Raw genomic sequence first — 13,488 nt, 5'->3', positions numbered from 1 at the left:
CGGGGCCGCTTACAGCCTTGTTCGTCAGATCTGCGGGCGACGAGGAGAACACGGTGACCCGCGGCGGCGCTCAATCCCTGCGGTGTGGAAGGACATCGCCGCCGGTCGGCCGCAGCCGACCGGTTGAAGCTGAGGACAGTCTGTCTCTCTGAGCGCCGACCCCGTCGAAGGGTTTGGGAATGAACGCGGGAATGGGCCGCTGCCGCCTTCGGGACCGTCGGTGACGGCCCGGACGACGCGATGATGGAGAGTTGCTGGTCCTCGATGCAGATTGCAGAAACACGCTGTCAGTCAGCCACCACGACTGGAACCCGAACGATGGGGCAGATCAGCTTTGTCACCGGTGGCGGCCTTGATGCGCACCGTGGAACCGACAGCACGAACCGAACCGACCACTAGTCCGTCGAGGTGCGGGAACAGGACGTTCAACACCCCAAGATCAGAACACCGACCACCCATCAACCATGAAGAGCCCCAACGCATCCCAGGTCCGATTCCGCGCCGAGCCAGGTTCCGGCTCGCCGTTCGACCCGTTACTGCCGATGCGGAACCGATACCGGTGGGCACACCGGCAGAAGCTCATCGGGGGAGTGAATGACCAGATCCGGGCCGGCCGACATCAGATCGTCTTCGTCCACGGTCGCCCAGGTCGCCGCCACGGCGGTCACCCCGGCACCTCGGGCGCTACGGATGTCGGCCGGGGCATCCCCGACCATGACGGCCTCCTCCGGTGTCGCGTCGAGCAGGCTGAGCGCACGCAACACAATGTCCGGGGCGGGTTTGGCGTTGACGACCTCGTCCGAGCCGACCACATGGTCGAAGTATTGGATCAAGTCGAGGGTGGACAAAAGGGCGCGAGCCCGCGGCCCCGCCTTCCCCGTGGCGACCGCGAGCCGAAACCCGCGCGTCCGGAGCGTTGCGAGCAGGTCGGCCACCCCGTCCACCACGGGCACCTGGTCCGCGAGCCGGTAACTCTCCCGGACGAACGGTTCCTCCATCTCCAGCGGCAGACGCATCCGTCGCATGATCTCCGGAAAATACAGGCCCTGGTAACGCTGGTATTCGGCGAACGGCGCCGGTCCGGCACCGACCACTTCCGCATATGCCGCGGCGAATGCCAGGCCCATCACCTCGTGACTGTCCACCAGGACGCCGTCGAGATCGAATATCACTACACTGCGCATCGGTACGCTCGCCCTCGAGTCGTCGCGGTGGGGACCAGAACGGTGCGGATCCTCATCCGGCGGCCACCGTGTCGGCCACGATGGCGGCGGTGTCGGTGAGAGCCTGCTCCGACGCGAGCAGGACGCGGTGGTGCAGCCAGACGCAGTCCTGGCTGATCGCGTCGGCATTTGGGCATCGCTCGGCGATCGCGTCGACGGACTCCTCGGGTGCGCCGGTCTCCCAGAACGCCGCTGTGCGGTAGACGGCGCGGAAGCCCGCGAAGGCGGGGATCCCGGCCTCGACCAGGCGGTCGACCAGCAGGTTTCGCCGCTCCTCCGACCAGCCCGGAAGTCGGAACATCGCCATGTAATGCGGATTCCGGTCGGCTCGCGCATCGCCGGCCTGCGGCCGGACGCCGGGGATCTCGCTGAGCAGCGCCGATAGGAACGGCCACCGCTGCTCCCGCAGCTCGATCTGGCGGTCGAGGCGACCCAGCTGCGCGCGCAGGACGGCGGCCGAGAACTCGTTCATCCGCATGTTGGTGCCCGCCACCTGGTGGTGATAGCCACGGTCGGTGCGTGGCCGGCCACAGGAGTGGTGCAGAAATGCCTTCTCGTAGTCGTCGGTGTCCGGGAACAGCACGGCGCCGCCCTCGCCCGCGGTCATCAGCTTGCCGTTTTGAAAGCTGAACGCCGCGATCGAGTCCAGCTCGCCCACACGCTTGCCCTGCCACTGGGCGCCGTGCGCGTGGGCCGCGTCCTGCAGAATCCGGACACCGGCGTCGGCGGCAAGCTTGTCCAGGGCGTCGATGTCGGCCATGAGACCCGCCATGTGCACCGGCATGATCACCCGGGTACGCGGCGTGATCGCGGCAGCGGCGGCGGACACGTCGATGTTGTAGGTGTCCGGATCGACGTCCACAGGTACGGCGACGGCCCCGATCCGCTGAGCGGCCTGGGACGAGGAGATGAAGGTGAATGCCGGCACGATCACCTCGGTGTCCGGTCCCACTCCCATCGACTGCAGGGCCAGTTCCAACGCGTGCGTGCCGTTGGTGACAGCGAGCGCGTGGCCGGCACCGTGGTATTCGGCGAATTCCCGCTCGAAGCTGTCCACCTCGCTGCCGCCCATGCGCCACCACTGGCCCTGGGTCAACGCACGATCGAGAGCTCGGCGTTCGGTGTCATCGAATTGTGGCCAATCCGGAAAGGCCGGCCGAGGTCGCGGACTCATTTCTACCTGGCTCCTTCTCGTCGATTCGGCCTCACGGTACGAGGTTCGGCGGCGGCGCCACTATCCCTCAATCTGACAGCGCGATAACCGCTTTCATCCCGGGGCGGTGACAACTAGCAATGTGAAGGATGTCCGGGTGGTTCGGACCGGACCTACCGTGGCTCAGGGATATCGCGGAATCTGGCGGAACAAGGGATTGAGCTTTTATGAGCGTGAAACAGTCCGAGCGGACACTGTCCAATTTTCTGGCTTATATGGATGGGCTACGTGAGCGCGGAGCCGTGCATTTCGACGAAAAGATCACGGCGTGGCACGTGCTCGGTTATGACGACACCTTGCAGGTGCTGACCGATCCGGTGACCTTCTCCTCCGACGTCGCCCCGCTGGCCCCCAAGCAGGAAGACTTCGACCTGTTCAAGAAGGGCAACTTCGTCCGGGCGGACGATCCGGTGCACAAGCGGCTGCGCGGTCTGGTCAGCCGGGCGTTCACCCCGAAGATGATCGCCGACCTGGAGGCGCGGATCACCGAGGTGACCGTGCAGTTGCTCGACGATGCGGACGCCGGCGGCAACCAGTGGGATCTGATCGAGCAGCTGGGTTATCCGTTGCCGTTCATCGTCATCGCCGAGATGCTGGGCATCCCGGTCACCGATCGCGCGTTCGTCCGGCGGCTGTCCGACACCTTCTTCGAGGTGCACAATGTCGATCCGGAGGAATCGCTGGATTCCCTGGGGAAGAGCGCGGTCGACAATGTCGCGCCGCTGCTGCGCGAGTTGAACACGCACCTGCTGGAATTCGTCCGTGACCGTCGCAAGAACCCGGGTGACGACCTGACCAGCAAGCTGCTGGCGGTCGAGGATGACGGTGTGCGGCTGGATGACGAGGAGACCGTCGGCTTCCTCGGCCTGCTGCTGCTTGCCGGGCACGTCACCGCGACCTCCACCCTGGGCAATACGGTCCTCGCACTGCACGAGAACCCCGAGGCGTGGGCGCAATTGCGGGCCAATCCGGCATTGATTCCGGCCGCGGTCGAGGAGTCGATGCGTTTCCGCCCACCGTTCCCGCGTCTGGGGCGGCAGGTGCTGAAGGATACCGTGATCGGCGGGCAGGAGATTCCGGCCGGTTCGTTCGTGCTGGTGTGGCTGACCACCGCGAACCGCGATGAGCGTATCTTCACCGACCCGGATCGGTTCGATATCCACCGGGAGTCCAATCCCCACCTGACGTTCGGCAAAGGTATCCATTTCTGCTTGGGTGCGCCGCTGGCGCGGCTCGAGGTGCGGATCGCGATGCAGGTTCTGATGGAGCGGTACAGCGATATCCGGGTGCGTGACGACGTGCCGGTCAACCTGCGTAATCCCTGGGCGATGATCGGCGTCAACCAGTTGCCCATCGAGGTCCGCCGGGCTTGACGCCATGAAGATCGTCTTCTCCAGCCTCCCCGGCTATGGTCACATCCACCCGTTGCTGCCGCTGGCCCTCGCGGCCCGGGAGGTCGGCCATGACGTTATTTATGCCACCGGCGAGGCATTCCACCCGTTGTTACAAGGGCTTGGATTCCGTACTGTTCCGGTCGGAATGCCGATCCACGAGGCCTTCGGCATTGTTTTCGCGGAGACGGACGGGAAGGCCGGAGAACCGCCACGGCAGGATCGGCTCGAGCCCGCAGCCCGGGCATTCAACGAGGTACTACCCCGCAGGCTTGCTGCCGACCTGCTGCCCGTGCTGCGGGCCGAGCAGCCCGACCTGGTGGTGTACGAAATGCTCAACCCGGGAGCCGGGCTTTCGGCACACCTCCTGGACATTCCCGCCGTATGCCACTCCAACGCCCAAGCGGAGGCGGTTGACGCGGGAGACACCGACGACGAGTCCTTCCGGCGTGGAAACGACCGTCTCGCGGACCGCGTGTCTCGGATCGCAGCCGATCCCGTGCTCCCGTGGACACTCGCGGCAAAGTGGTGGCGGCAGCGAGGCGTGGAGCTCATTCGCTCCGTCGCGGCCGAGATCGGTGTGGAGCTGCCCGACGGGTGCTACCTCCTGGGCGACCGATACCTGGACATCTATCCCACTTCGCTGCAGGAGACGTCGTTCTTGGCTCGTCCGGAGCGGTCGCTGCTGCGCCCGGTGGCATTCTGCGAATCCGGCGAGCTGCCGGAGATCGTCCTGGCCGAGCGGAAGCGACCGCTGGTCTACCTGACGTTGGGTACCACGGTAGGCACTGCCCCCGCTCTGCGCGCCGCCATCGAAGGGGTGTCGACCCTGGACATCGAGGTGGTGGTGGCGGCCGGGCCGAGGATCCCGCTGGCCGAGTTCGGTGTGCTGCCCGGCAACGTGCACCTCGAGCGCTGGGTGCCGCAGGCGGACCTGCTGCCCCACGTCGACCTCGTCGTCCACCACGGCGGCTCCGCGACCACTCTCGGCGCGGCCGGTGCCGGGGTGCCGCAGCTGTTCCTGCCCATCCGGTTCGACGGTTTCCGCAACGCGGGCGCGGTGTCCGCCGTCGGCGCCGGGAGGCGGCTGCTGCCCGAGGAAGTCGAACACGCGGACGTCCGTCGTGTCGTCTCCGCCGCGGCCATCGCCGAGGCAGCCGACCGACTGCTGACCGATCCCGGCGCCGGACAGGCGGCCAAGGCTCTTGCCGAGGAGATCGCCGTCATGCCGAGCCCCACGGAAGTCGCGGCCCGCCTGTCCGAATTTTGTTGATGCGGTCCAGATTTGCGCATTCTCGGGCGGTGACAACTAGCGGCGTGGGGGATGTCCGGGCGGTTCGGCCCAGATCTACCGTGGCTGGCAGGTATCGCGGGGAGCGGTACGCACCGGAGAAGGGGGAATTCATGAATGTGAAATGGTCGGAGCCTGCGTTTTCTGACTTTCTTGCCGATTTCGACGAGCTGCGTGAGCGCGGGCCCGTGCATTTCGACGAGAAGATCAAGGTATGGCACGTGCTCGGTTACGACGACGCCCTCCAGGTGCTGACCGATCCGGTGACCTTCTCCTCCGTCGCCCCGCTGGCCCCCAAGAAGGACGACTTCGATCTGTTCAAGAAGGGCAACTTCGTTCGGGCGGACGATCCGGTGCACAAGCGGCTGCGCGGTCTGGTCAGCTGGGCGTTCGCCCCGAAGGTGATCGCCGACCTGGAGCCACGGATCACCGAGGTGACCATGCAGTTACTCGACGACGCGGACGCCGTCGGCGACCAGTGGGATCTGATCGAGCAGCTGGGCCACCCGCTGCCGTTCATGGTGATCGCCGAGATGATCGGCATCCCGGTCGCCGATCGTGAGTTCGTCCGGCGGCTGTCCGACACCTTCCTCGCGGTGCACGGCGCCGATCCGGCGCCGCGGCGCGAGTTGACCACTCACCTGCTGGAGTTCGTCCGCGACCGTCGCAAGAACCCGGGTGAGGACCTGACCAGCAAGCTGCTGACGGTCGTGGATGACGGTGTGCGGCTGGACGACGAGGAGACGGCAGGCCTTCTCGGCAATTTGCTGCTCGCGGGGCACGTCACCGTGACCTGTGCTCTGGGCAATACGGTTCTCGCGTTGCACGAGAACCCCGAGGTCTGGACCGAACTGCGGGCCGATCCCGCGTTGATTCCGGCCGCGATCGAGGAGTCGATGCGTTTGCGCCCGCCGTTTTCTCGCGTCTCCGGGCGGCAGGTGACGGACGATACCGTGATCGGCGGGCAGGAGATTCCGGCAGGTTCGTTCGTGCTGGTATGGCTCACCACCGCGAACCGCGATGACAGCGTGTTCACCGACCCGGATCGGTTCGACATTCACCGGGAGTCCAACCCCCACCTGGCATTCGGTAAGGGTATCCATTTCTGCTTGGGTGCGCCGCTGGCGCGGCTCGAGGTGCCGATCGCGATGCGTGTGCTGATGCAGCGTTACCGCGATATCCGGGTGCGTGACGATGTGCCGATCAACCTGCGAAATCCGTGGACGATGATCGGCGTCAACCAGTTGCCCGTCGAGGTCCGCAGGGCATGACGGACCGGAGTGCGAGCGGAGATGGGCGGCGTCCCGGCGGGTCCGGCGGGGCGCCATTGGAGTCGCTGATCATGGGAGACGAAAACGCTGTTCCGGCAACCGAATCGGCCATCGAGCCGTTCGAGTTGACCGATGACTTCTACCAGCATCCGCACGCCGCCTACGACGAGTTGCGCGGGCGGGGCCCGGCGCATTTCGTGCGGTTCCCCGATGGCGGCACCGGCTGGCTGATCACCGATTACGAGGCGGCCAAGGCGGTCTTCCTCGACCCCACCATCAGCAAGGCTCTCAAGTCCGAGGGCGCGCGGGCCGCGCTGGCGAACGCCGGCGTGGGTGCACGGGGCGCCGGCGGCAGGTTCGGCGACATGCTGGTCTTCCACGACCCGCCGGAGCACACTCGGCTGCGCACCCTGGTGAACCGGGCCTTCAGCAGCCGCGCGGTCCGCGAGCTGGCGCCCCGCATCACCGAGCTGGCCGATGCCCTGCTCGCCGACCTGGCCGGGGACGCGGCGACGGATCTGGACCTGTTGGACCGCTACGCGTTTCCACTGCCCATGCTGGTCATCTGCGAGTTGCTCGGAGTGCCGAACGAGGAACGCGACAATTTCCGCGCCTGGTCGACCACCCTGGTCTCCAATGACGAGACGGCCGAGGCTCGGGGAGCGGCCCTACAGCAGTTCGTCGCCTACATCGATCAGCTGATCGGCGCCAAGCGCGAGGATCCCGCCGGCGATCTGCTCTCCGAGCTCATCACCGTCAGCGAGGACGGCGACAAGCTTTCCTACCGCGAACTGATCGGCATGGTGTTCCAGCTGCTGTTCGCCGGTTTCGCGACCACGGTCAACCTCATCTCGAATGCGGTCGCGATCCTGGTGTCCGACAACGGCATTCGCGCCGCGCTGGTGCAGGACCCCGGGCGGGTTCGGGATTTCGTCGAAGAGGTGCTGCGCTACGAGTCACCGGCGAGCGAGGCCGGCTTCCGCTACACCACGGTCCCGGTCACCGTGGGCAGCGTCGAAATCCCCGCCGGGCAGCGCGTTCTGGTGTCGATGGCCGCGGCCGACCGCGATCCGGCCCGCTTCGCCGATCCGCAGACGTTCGACCTGGATCGCGCCGACAAGAACCACCTCGCCTTCGGATACGGCATCCACCGCTGTGTCGGCGCGTCGCTGGCGCGCATGGAGGGCGGTATCGCGCTCGCCCGCCTGCTGGCGGCCTACCCGGACCTGGAACTGGCCGCGGGCGCCGAATTGAGCTGGCGCAAGAGCCTGAACGTGCGAGGTCTGACCGGTCTGCCGGTGCGGCTTCGCCCTTGATGGCCGGCGGCAAGAGCTCCGCGTGGATGCGATCCCAGGTCGCGCGCGATGTCCTGGGCTCAGTTGAACTCTTCGATGTGGTCCTCGGTCCACTGCTGGAACGAACGGGGCGGGATGCCGGTGATCTCCTCGACGGTGGATGTCACGACGCACGGAGCCTTCATGAGCTCGGACTGGGTTCGGACGTAGGGGGCCGGGAGCTTCTCGAGGTCCTCCGGAGCCATATCGACGACATCGACCGGCCGCCCGATCGCGGCTGCGATCGCCTCGGCGTGCTCCTGCTGCGTCATGGCCTGCGGACCGGTCAGCCAGTACCCCTGCCCCTCGTGCCCGGTGCCGGTCAGGGCGTGGACCGCGACGTCGGCGATATCGCGTTCGTGGATCGAGGCGGTCTTCATCTGCAGGAACGGAACCCGCAACACTTCCCGGGACCGGATTGCCGGAACCCACCGCAGCTTCGTCGCGGAGAAAGTGGTCGGGCGGAGGAAGGTCCACGCGATTGCCGACTCCTGCAGCGCCTCCTCCACCACCGAGTGCATCTGCGCGGCCCGGCTGTGCCGGGCCGCGGGGTCGACCACGGCACACGACGACAGCAACACGATGTGTTCCACTCCGGCCTTCCGTGCCGCGCTGACGAACTCGGCGATGCGGTCCGGGCTGGCGTAGAGAAAGACCTTGTCGACGCCGTCGAGCGCCGCGGGCAGGGTCTCCGGCTTATCGAGATCGAGGCTGACCATCTCGACGGCGTCCGGCAACTCACTGGTTCCCGGTGCCCGGCTGGTTCCCCGAACCGGGATTCCGGCGGACCGAAGCCCACCCACCACATGGCTACCCACGTTGCCGTACGCGCCGATTACAAGAACGGACATAGCTTCTCCTCCAAAGGTTTGCGACGCTGGTGCGAATCGCCGCCGAGACAAATGTCATCGGCGAACGACAACCAGCAACACTTCCGCGACACCACCCCGTCCGTTGACCCTCTCGGCAACATTTAATTGCTTCGAGCGGGGCCCTGGACATCCCCTACCTTGACAGAGCCGCGACGTGCGCGAGGAATGTCACTACCAACATTGAGGATGGTGTCCGGCGGCCGCTGGACGCTAGCGTCCGAAATCGGTCGAACACATAGTCATGCGTGCAGCTTGGAGGGTCCAAATAAGTACCAACGAGAACGCGAAGCCTTCCGCATCCGGCCCGAGTGCGGCCGCGGTGTCGATCACGCGTGTCGCGGACGGGCAGTGGCATGCCGTGGATGAGGATCTGGGGAGAGTGGTCGGCCGCACGGATGCGGAGCACCGTCCCGACGGGCGCTTGTTCGTCAGTATCGACGCCTGGCATGACGCGGTTTTCGATCGGCTGGCCGAGGTGCTGGTGGCGGAACTGCCGGCGCCGTTGTACACGGTGGTCGACGAGGCCGATGCCGATCTGACCGAGTGCTGGCGTCGAGCCGGTTTCACGGTCGGGCGTCGTGAGTTGGAATACCTCGTGCCGACCGACTTGCGGGTCACCGGACTCGGGGAAGCATTGCCGCCTTCGGGTGTGGCGATCGTGCCCGCCGGTGAGGTGGACGAGGGCCTGTTGCGGGCGGTGGATCGGGCTGTCCGTGCGGAGGTCGAGGCGACCCTGGGGTGGCAGTCGATGCCCGCGGAGGTTATTGCCCGTTCCGAGGATGGTGTCATCGGCGATTTGTCGATGTATGCGGTGGCTGCGGCGCCGGATCGATATCTGGGTTTGATCCGGGTGGAGGCGGTGAATCAGCCGCGTATCGGGTTGGTCGCGGTGCGTGCTGGTGAGCAGCGTCGTGGTATCGCGCGGGCGTTGCTGGCGCATGCGTTGGGGACATTGCACCGGTCCGGTGTCGCCGAGGTTTGGCTGGAGGTCCACGAGTCGAACCAACCGGCTCTGGCCTTGTTGGAGGGCCTGGGGGTCCGTTCGGGCAGTAGCAATGTGGAGTTGGTCCGATGACTAGAGTCAAGCGGGGCGTCGAACTCGACGGCACGGTCATCGAGTGTCTGCGCAGCACGAGGTTCACCGTGGAGCTCGAGAACGGGCACACGGTGCTGGCGCATATCAGCGGCAAGATGCGCAAGCACTACATCAAGATCTATTTGGGCGACAAGGTGGTTGTGGAGCTCACGCCTTACGATCTGTCGCGCGGCCGGATCGTATTCCGGTATCCCCTCCGCAATAGCTGATCCCAGCCCTCTCACAACCGGAAACAAGTATTCGGCGTCCGGCCTCGAGTCGGACGCCGATCATATTTATTGCCCGGACTCGGTCAATGTGAGGGATACGAGCCCCGACACCCTCTGGTTATTCTCAGCGCCATCTCGCTCGACCGACACCATTACCATTCTTCCCAGATCAGGAAGGCGGAGGCCGGGAAATGAAGATCGTTTTCTCCAGTCTTTCCGGTTATGCTCACGTCTACCCTTTGCTGCCGCTGGCCCTCGCTGCCCGTGAGGTCGGCCATGACGTCATTTACGCCACCGGCGACAGATTCCACTCGTTGTTACGAGGGCTCGGATTTCCTGTTGTGCCGGCCGGAATTCCGATCCGGGACGCCGTTGGTTCCGCCGACCCGATCCGGGCGTGGAACGAGGTGCTACCCCACAGGTTTGCCGCCGATCTGCTGCCCGTGCTGCGGGCCGAACGGCCCGACATGGTGGTGTACGAAGCGCTCAACCCGGGAGCCGGGCTGGCAGCGCACCGCCTGGGCATTCCCGCCGTATGCCACGCCAACACCCGAGCGGAGGCGGTCGACCGGTCGCGGCAGCGAGGCATGGAGATCCTTCGCGCGGTGGCCGCCGAGATCGGTGTGGAGCTGCCCGAGGGGCACTACCTCCTGGGTGACCGATACCTGGACATCTATCCGCCCTCGCTGCAGGAGACGTCGTTCTTGGCTCGTCCGGAGCGGTCGCTGCTGCGCCCGGTGGCATTCTGCGAATCCGGCGAGCTGCCGGAGATCGTCCTGGCCGAGCGGAAGCGACCGCTGGTCTACCTGACGTTGGGTACCGTGGTCGGCTCCGCCGCCGTCCTGCGCGCTGCCATCGAGGGATTGTCGACCCTGGACATCGAGGTCGTGGTGGCGGCCGCCGGGCCGAAACTCTGGGGGGTCGAGTTCGATGCGCTTCCCGCCAACGTGCACTTCGGGTTCTGGGTGCCGCAAGCGGACCTGCTGCCCCACGTCGACCTCGTCGTCCACCACGGCGGCTCCGGCACCACTCTCGGCGCGGCCGGCGCCGGGGTGCCGCAGCTTTTCCTGCCCGCCGCGATCGACGGGTTCCTCAATGCCGGTGCCGTGTCCGCTTCCGGTGCCGGGATGCGATTACTGTCCGGCAGCTTCGAACACGGCGACGACCTCGGCAAACTGCCCGAGGGATTTGCGCAGGGGGACAACCGCCTCCCCGCTGATGTCGTCTCCGCCGCGGCCATCGCCGAGGCAGCCGACCGACTGCTGACCGATCCCGGCGCCGGACAGGCGGCCAAGGCTCTGGCCGAGGAGATCGCCGCCATGCCGAGCCCCAGGGAAGTCGCGGCCCGGCTTCCCGAGTTCTGTTGATGCTGCCAGGTTGAGGGATAGTGGCACCGGCGCGGACTTCCTAACGTGAGTTCAATCGATCTGAAGGGAACCGGGCAGGCATGGGTGGTAGCGAGGTCGGAAGCTTCGACGTGTATTACGCGGGCACACCGCTCTGGGACATCGGCCGCCCGCAAAAGGCCATGCGCACACTCGCCGAGGCGGGCGCCTTCCGCGGCCGGGTACTCGAGATAGGCTGCGGCACAGGCGAGGTCGCGCTCATGGCAGCGGCCCTCGGCCTCCCGGCGGTCGGCATCGATTCGGCGCCGACAGCGATTCGGACCGCGCAACGCAAAGCCCGTGAGCGCAACCTGGACGCGCGCTTCCACGTCGGGAACGCGCTGGAACTCGACCGGCTGGGCGAGCAGTTCGACACCGTGCTCGACTGCGCCCTGTTCCACGCGTTCAGCGACGCCGAGCGAATCCGGTACGCCGACAGCCTGGCCACCGTCATGCCCGCGGACGCACGATTGTTCCTGCTCTGCCTCAGCGACGGCCATCAACCCGGCGGCGGACCGGGACCGGTGGGCCAGGGCGGGATCCGGCCCAGCCAGGGTGGGATGCGCGCCAGACGGGTGAGCCAGGACGGGATCCGCGACACCTTCGCCATCGGCTGGCGGATCGACTCGATCGAAGCCACGACGTTGGAGAACAACAGAGACATCGACGGGGCGCCGGGCTGGCTGGCGACGATCGCCCGTACCTGACCACCTTCATACGGAGATGTCCACCACTGCGGGGAATCGGACCCTCGCTTACCTGATCGGAAACACGGGATCGCCATGGACGTCGCCATAATCGGAGCTGGCCCGACCGGCATTACTGCCGCGCTATTGCTGGCACGTCGCGGCCATTCGGTCTCCGTGATCGATTCCGACCCCGGTCCCGATGAATCGGGGGAATGGGCGCGGCCCGGGGTCTACCAGTTCCGCCAACCACATCTGATGCGTGCCCCGACCGTGACCCAGTTGCAGCGGCTGCTCCCGGACGTCCTGGCTCAGCTGCTCGACGCCGGAGCACAGACGGTATGCCGCCGGGGAGAGCCCGGCTACGTCATCGGGATGCGGGTTCGACGCATGACCTTCGACAGAGCCCTGCATGCGGCGTTGTCGGCCGAGCCCGGTGTGCGGCACATAACCGCTCGCGCTCTCGGCGTCGAGATCGACGGCATCACGGTGCACGGAGTCCGGTTGCTCGACCGGGTGCTCCCCGCCGATCTCGTCATCGACGCCACCGGCCGCTCCGGCCTCACCACAGCTCTGCGCGAGCCGGCGGGCGACAGCAGCTGCGGCTTTTCCTATGTCTCGCGCACCTATCGACTGCACGATGGGGCCGATCCCGGACCGATCAATGTCCCGCCCGGCTTCGCGGTCTTCCAGGACGGCTACTTCTGCATCGTCTTCGTCCAGGAGAAGGGCTGGTTCCAGGTCCAACTCGTGCGCGCCACCACCGACAACGATCTCGCCGAACTACGCCACGAGGCGGTCTGGGACGCCGTCATCCCCGAAATCCCCTCGGTGGCCGAGTGGATCGACCCGGCGCGCTCCCGTGCGACGGGGCTACCCAGCGCCGGAAATTCGGGCCGAAACACCTACCGCCACCAGGCCACGGCGGTGACCGGACTGCTCGCGATCGGGGATGCGGTCTGTACCACCAACCCCATGGGCGCCCGTGGCATCTCCCTCGGCATCTCCACCGCGGCCGCGCTCGCCGATATCACCACCGAGCTCGACCGGCATCGCTGGGCGCCGGAGCTGGAACAGTGGTGCGAAAGCAACGTTCGCCCCTGGTTCGACGACCAAGTCGAATCCGACGCGGCCATGCTGCGGCGATGGGCCGGTGAGCCGATCGACCTCACCGGCCGGCTACCCGTCGACCTGGTCGCCGCGACCGCGCAGGCGGACCCGCTGATCATGCAGGTCGTCGGTCCCTACAACCTGATGGCGACAACGTCCGCGCCCTTGGACTCCGTCCGAGAACGAGCCCGCGCGGTCTTCGCGGGCGGATGGCGTCAGACCATCCCCGACTCACCCACGCACAGTGAACTCGTCCAATACGTCAGGGCCGCCGGACCAGCCGGCGTGCCCGCCAATGGCCTGACTCATCTACCGCCGGAGGCCCCCGTCCTCGCACCCCACTACCCGCGGCACCAACCTCAGGACCGCAACAACTAGCAGTGTGAAGGATGTCCGGCGGGTTCGCC

The 13,488-nt window shown here is 66.6% G+C and carries 12 protein-coding genes; 9 read left to right on the top strand and 3 right to left on the bottom strand.

The genetic code is table 11. From position 1 onward, the window contains the following. Positions 1-533 precede the first annotated feature (533 nt). A complete protein-coding gene (locus ACHQ4I_RS33380; RefSeq protein ID WP_420775869.1) occupies positions 534-1,184 on the bottom strand; it encodes an HAD-IA family hydrolase in 651 nt (216 codons plus the stop codon). A gap of 52 nt (positions 1,185-1,236) precedes the next feature. Next, a complete protein-coding gene (locus ACHQ4I_RS33375; RefSeq protein ID WP_420775868.1) occupies positions 1,237-2,397 on the bottom strand; it encodes a DegT/DnrJ/EryC1/StrS family aminotransferase in 1,161 nt (386 codons plus the stop codon). Positions 2,398-2,603: 206 nt separating this feature from the next. Between ACHQ4I_RS33375 and ACHQ4I_RS33370 the strand changes: the two genes are divergently transcribed. From ACHQ4I_RS33370 to ACHQ4I_RS33355, 4 genes are all read left to right on the top strand, one after another. Beyond that, positions 2,604-3,809 carry a cytochrome P450 gene (locus ACHQ4I_RS33370; protein ID WP_420775867.1) on the top strand — a complete coding sequence of 402 codons (1,206 nt, stop codon included), beginning with the start codon at positions 2,604-2,606 and terminating at the stop codon, positions 3,807-3,809. Between the two features lie 4 nt (positions 3,810-3,813). Continuing rightward, entirely contained in the window at positions 3,814-5,100 is a 1,287-nt protein-coding gene (locus ACHQ4I_RS33365; protein ID WP_420775866.1) for a glycosyltransferase, read from the top strand. Positions 5,101-5,231: 131 nt separating this feature from the next. Continuing rightward, positions 5,232-6,389, top strand: coding sequence for a cytochrome P450 (locus ACHQ4I_RS33360; RefSeq protein ID WP_420775865.1), 1,158 nt, complete (start codon positions 5,232-5,234; stop codon positions 6,387-6,389). Continuing rightward, positions 6,386-7,705, top strand: a complete 1,320-nt coding sequence (locus ACHQ4I_RS33355) for a cytochrome P450 family protein (RefSeq protein WP_420775864.1) — start codon at positions 6,386-6,388, stop codon at positions 7,703-7,705. The genes ACHQ4I_RS33360 and ACHQ4I_RS33355 overlap by 4 nt, the downstream gene beginning before the upstream one ends. Positions 7,706-7,764: 59 nt before the next feature. Here the strand turns inward: ACHQ4I_RS33355 and ACHQ4I_RS33350 are convergent, their stop codons facing one another. Beyond that, on the bottom strand, positions 7,765-8,574 hold the full coding sequence (locus ACHQ4I_RS33350) for an NAD(P)H-binding protein (RefSeq protein ID WP_420775863.1): 810 nt from the start codon (positions 8,572-8,574) through the stop codon (positions 7,765-7,767). 340 nt (positions 8,575-8,914) lie between these two features. Between ACHQ4I_RS33350 and ACHQ4I_RS33345 the strand changes: the two genes are divergently transcribed. The 5 genes from ACHQ4I_RS33345 (at position 8,915) to ACHQ4I_RS33325 (ending at position 13,459) form a co-directional block, all read left to right on the top strand. After that, positions 8,915-9,670: a GNAT family N-acetyltransferase gene (locus ACHQ4I_RS33345; protein ID WP_420775862.1), complete on the top strand. Its 756-nt coding sequence runs from the start codon at positions 8,915-8,917 to the stop codon at positions 9,668-9,670. Continuing rightward, entirely contained in the window at positions 9,667-9,900 is a 234-nt protein-coding gene (gene infA, locus ACHQ4I_RS33340) for a translation initiation factor IF-1 (protein ID WP_420775861.1), read from the top strand. The genes ACHQ4I_RS33345 and infA overlap by 4 nt, the downstream gene beginning before the upstream one ends. 191 nt (positions 9,901-10,091) lie before the next feature. Next, on the top strand, positions 10,092-11,267 hold the full coding sequence (locus ACHQ4I_RS33335; protein ID WP_420775860.1) for a glycosyltransferase: 1,176 nt from the start codon (positions 10,092-10,094) through the stop codon (positions 11,265-11,267). 80 nt (positions 11,268-11,347) lie between these two features. Further along, complete coding sequence (locus tag ACHQ4I_RS33330) at positions 11,348-11,992, top strand: class I SAM-dependent methyltransferase (protein ID WP_420775859.1); 645 nt, start codon at positions 11,348-11,350, stop codon at positions 11,990-11,992. A gap of 75 nt (positions 11,993-12,067) precedes the next feature. Further along, positions 12,068-13,459 (top strand): FAD-dependent oxidoreductase, encoded by a 1,392-nt coding sequence (locus tag ACHQ4I_RS33325; RefSeq protein ID WP_420775858.1) that lies wholly within the window; start codon positions 12,068-12,070, stop codon positions 13,457-13,459. Positions 13,460-13,488: the final 29 nt, after the last annotated feature.

Origin of the sequence: Nocardia nepalensis (assembly GCF_048910785.1) — a bacterium.
Lineage (GTDB): Bacteria > Actinomycetota > Actinomycetes > Mycobacteriales > Mycobacteriaceae > Nocardia > Nocardia nepalensis.
The sequence above is the reverse complement of the archived record's forward strand: the minus strand, read 5'-3'. Positions and strand labels throughout refer to the sequence as shown.

Excerpts from the sequence above, each read along its gene's own strand:
- ACHQ4I_RS33380 (WP_420775869.1), bottom strand. The coding sequence starts at position 1,184 with ATGCGCAGTGTAGTGATATTCGATCTCGACGGCGTCCTGGTGGACAGT.
- ACHQ4I_RS33375 (WP_420775868.1), bottom strand. The coding sequence starts at position 2,397 with ATGAGTCCGCGACCTCGGCCGGCCTTTCCGGATTGGCCACAATTCGAT.
- ACHQ4I_RS33370 (WP_420775867.1), top strand. The coding sequence starts at position 2,604 with ATGAGCGTGAAACAGTCCGAGCGGACACTGTCCAATTTTCTGGCTTAT.
- ACHQ4I_RS33365 (WP_420775866.1), top strand. The coding sequence starts at position 3,814 with ATGAAGATCGTCTTCTCCAGCCTCCCCGGCTATGGTCACATCCACCCG.
- ACHQ4I_RS33360 (WP_420775865.1), top strand. The coding sequence starts at position 5,232 with ATGAATGTGAAATGGTCGGAGCCTGCGTTTTCTGACTTTCTTGCCGAT.
- ACHQ4I_RS33355 (WP_420775864.1), top strand. The coding sequence starts at position 6,386 with ATGACGGACCGGAGTGCGAGCGGAGATGGGCGGCGTCCCGGCGGGTCC.
- ACHQ4I_RS33350 (WP_420775863.1), bottom strand. The coding sequence starts at position 8,574 with ATGTCCGTTCTTGTAATCGGCGCGTACGGCAACGTGGGTAGCCATGTG.
- infA (WP_420775861.1), top strand. The coding sequence starts at position 9,667 with ATGACTAGAGTCAAGCGGGGCGTCGAACTCGACGGCACGGTCATCGAG.
- ACHQ4I_RS33335 (WP_420775860.1), top strand. The coding sequence starts at position 10,092 with ATGAAGATCGTTTTCTCCAGTCTTTCCGGTTATGCTCACGTCTACCCT.
- ACHQ4I_RS33330 (WP_420775859.1), top strand. The coding sequence starts at position 11,348 with ATGGGTGGTAGCGAGGTCGGAAGCTTCGACGTGTATTACGCGGGCACA.
- ACHQ4I_RS33325 (WP_420775858.1), top strand. The coding sequence starts at position 12,068 with ATGGACGTCGCCATAATCGGAGCTGGCCCGACCGGCATTACTGCCGCG.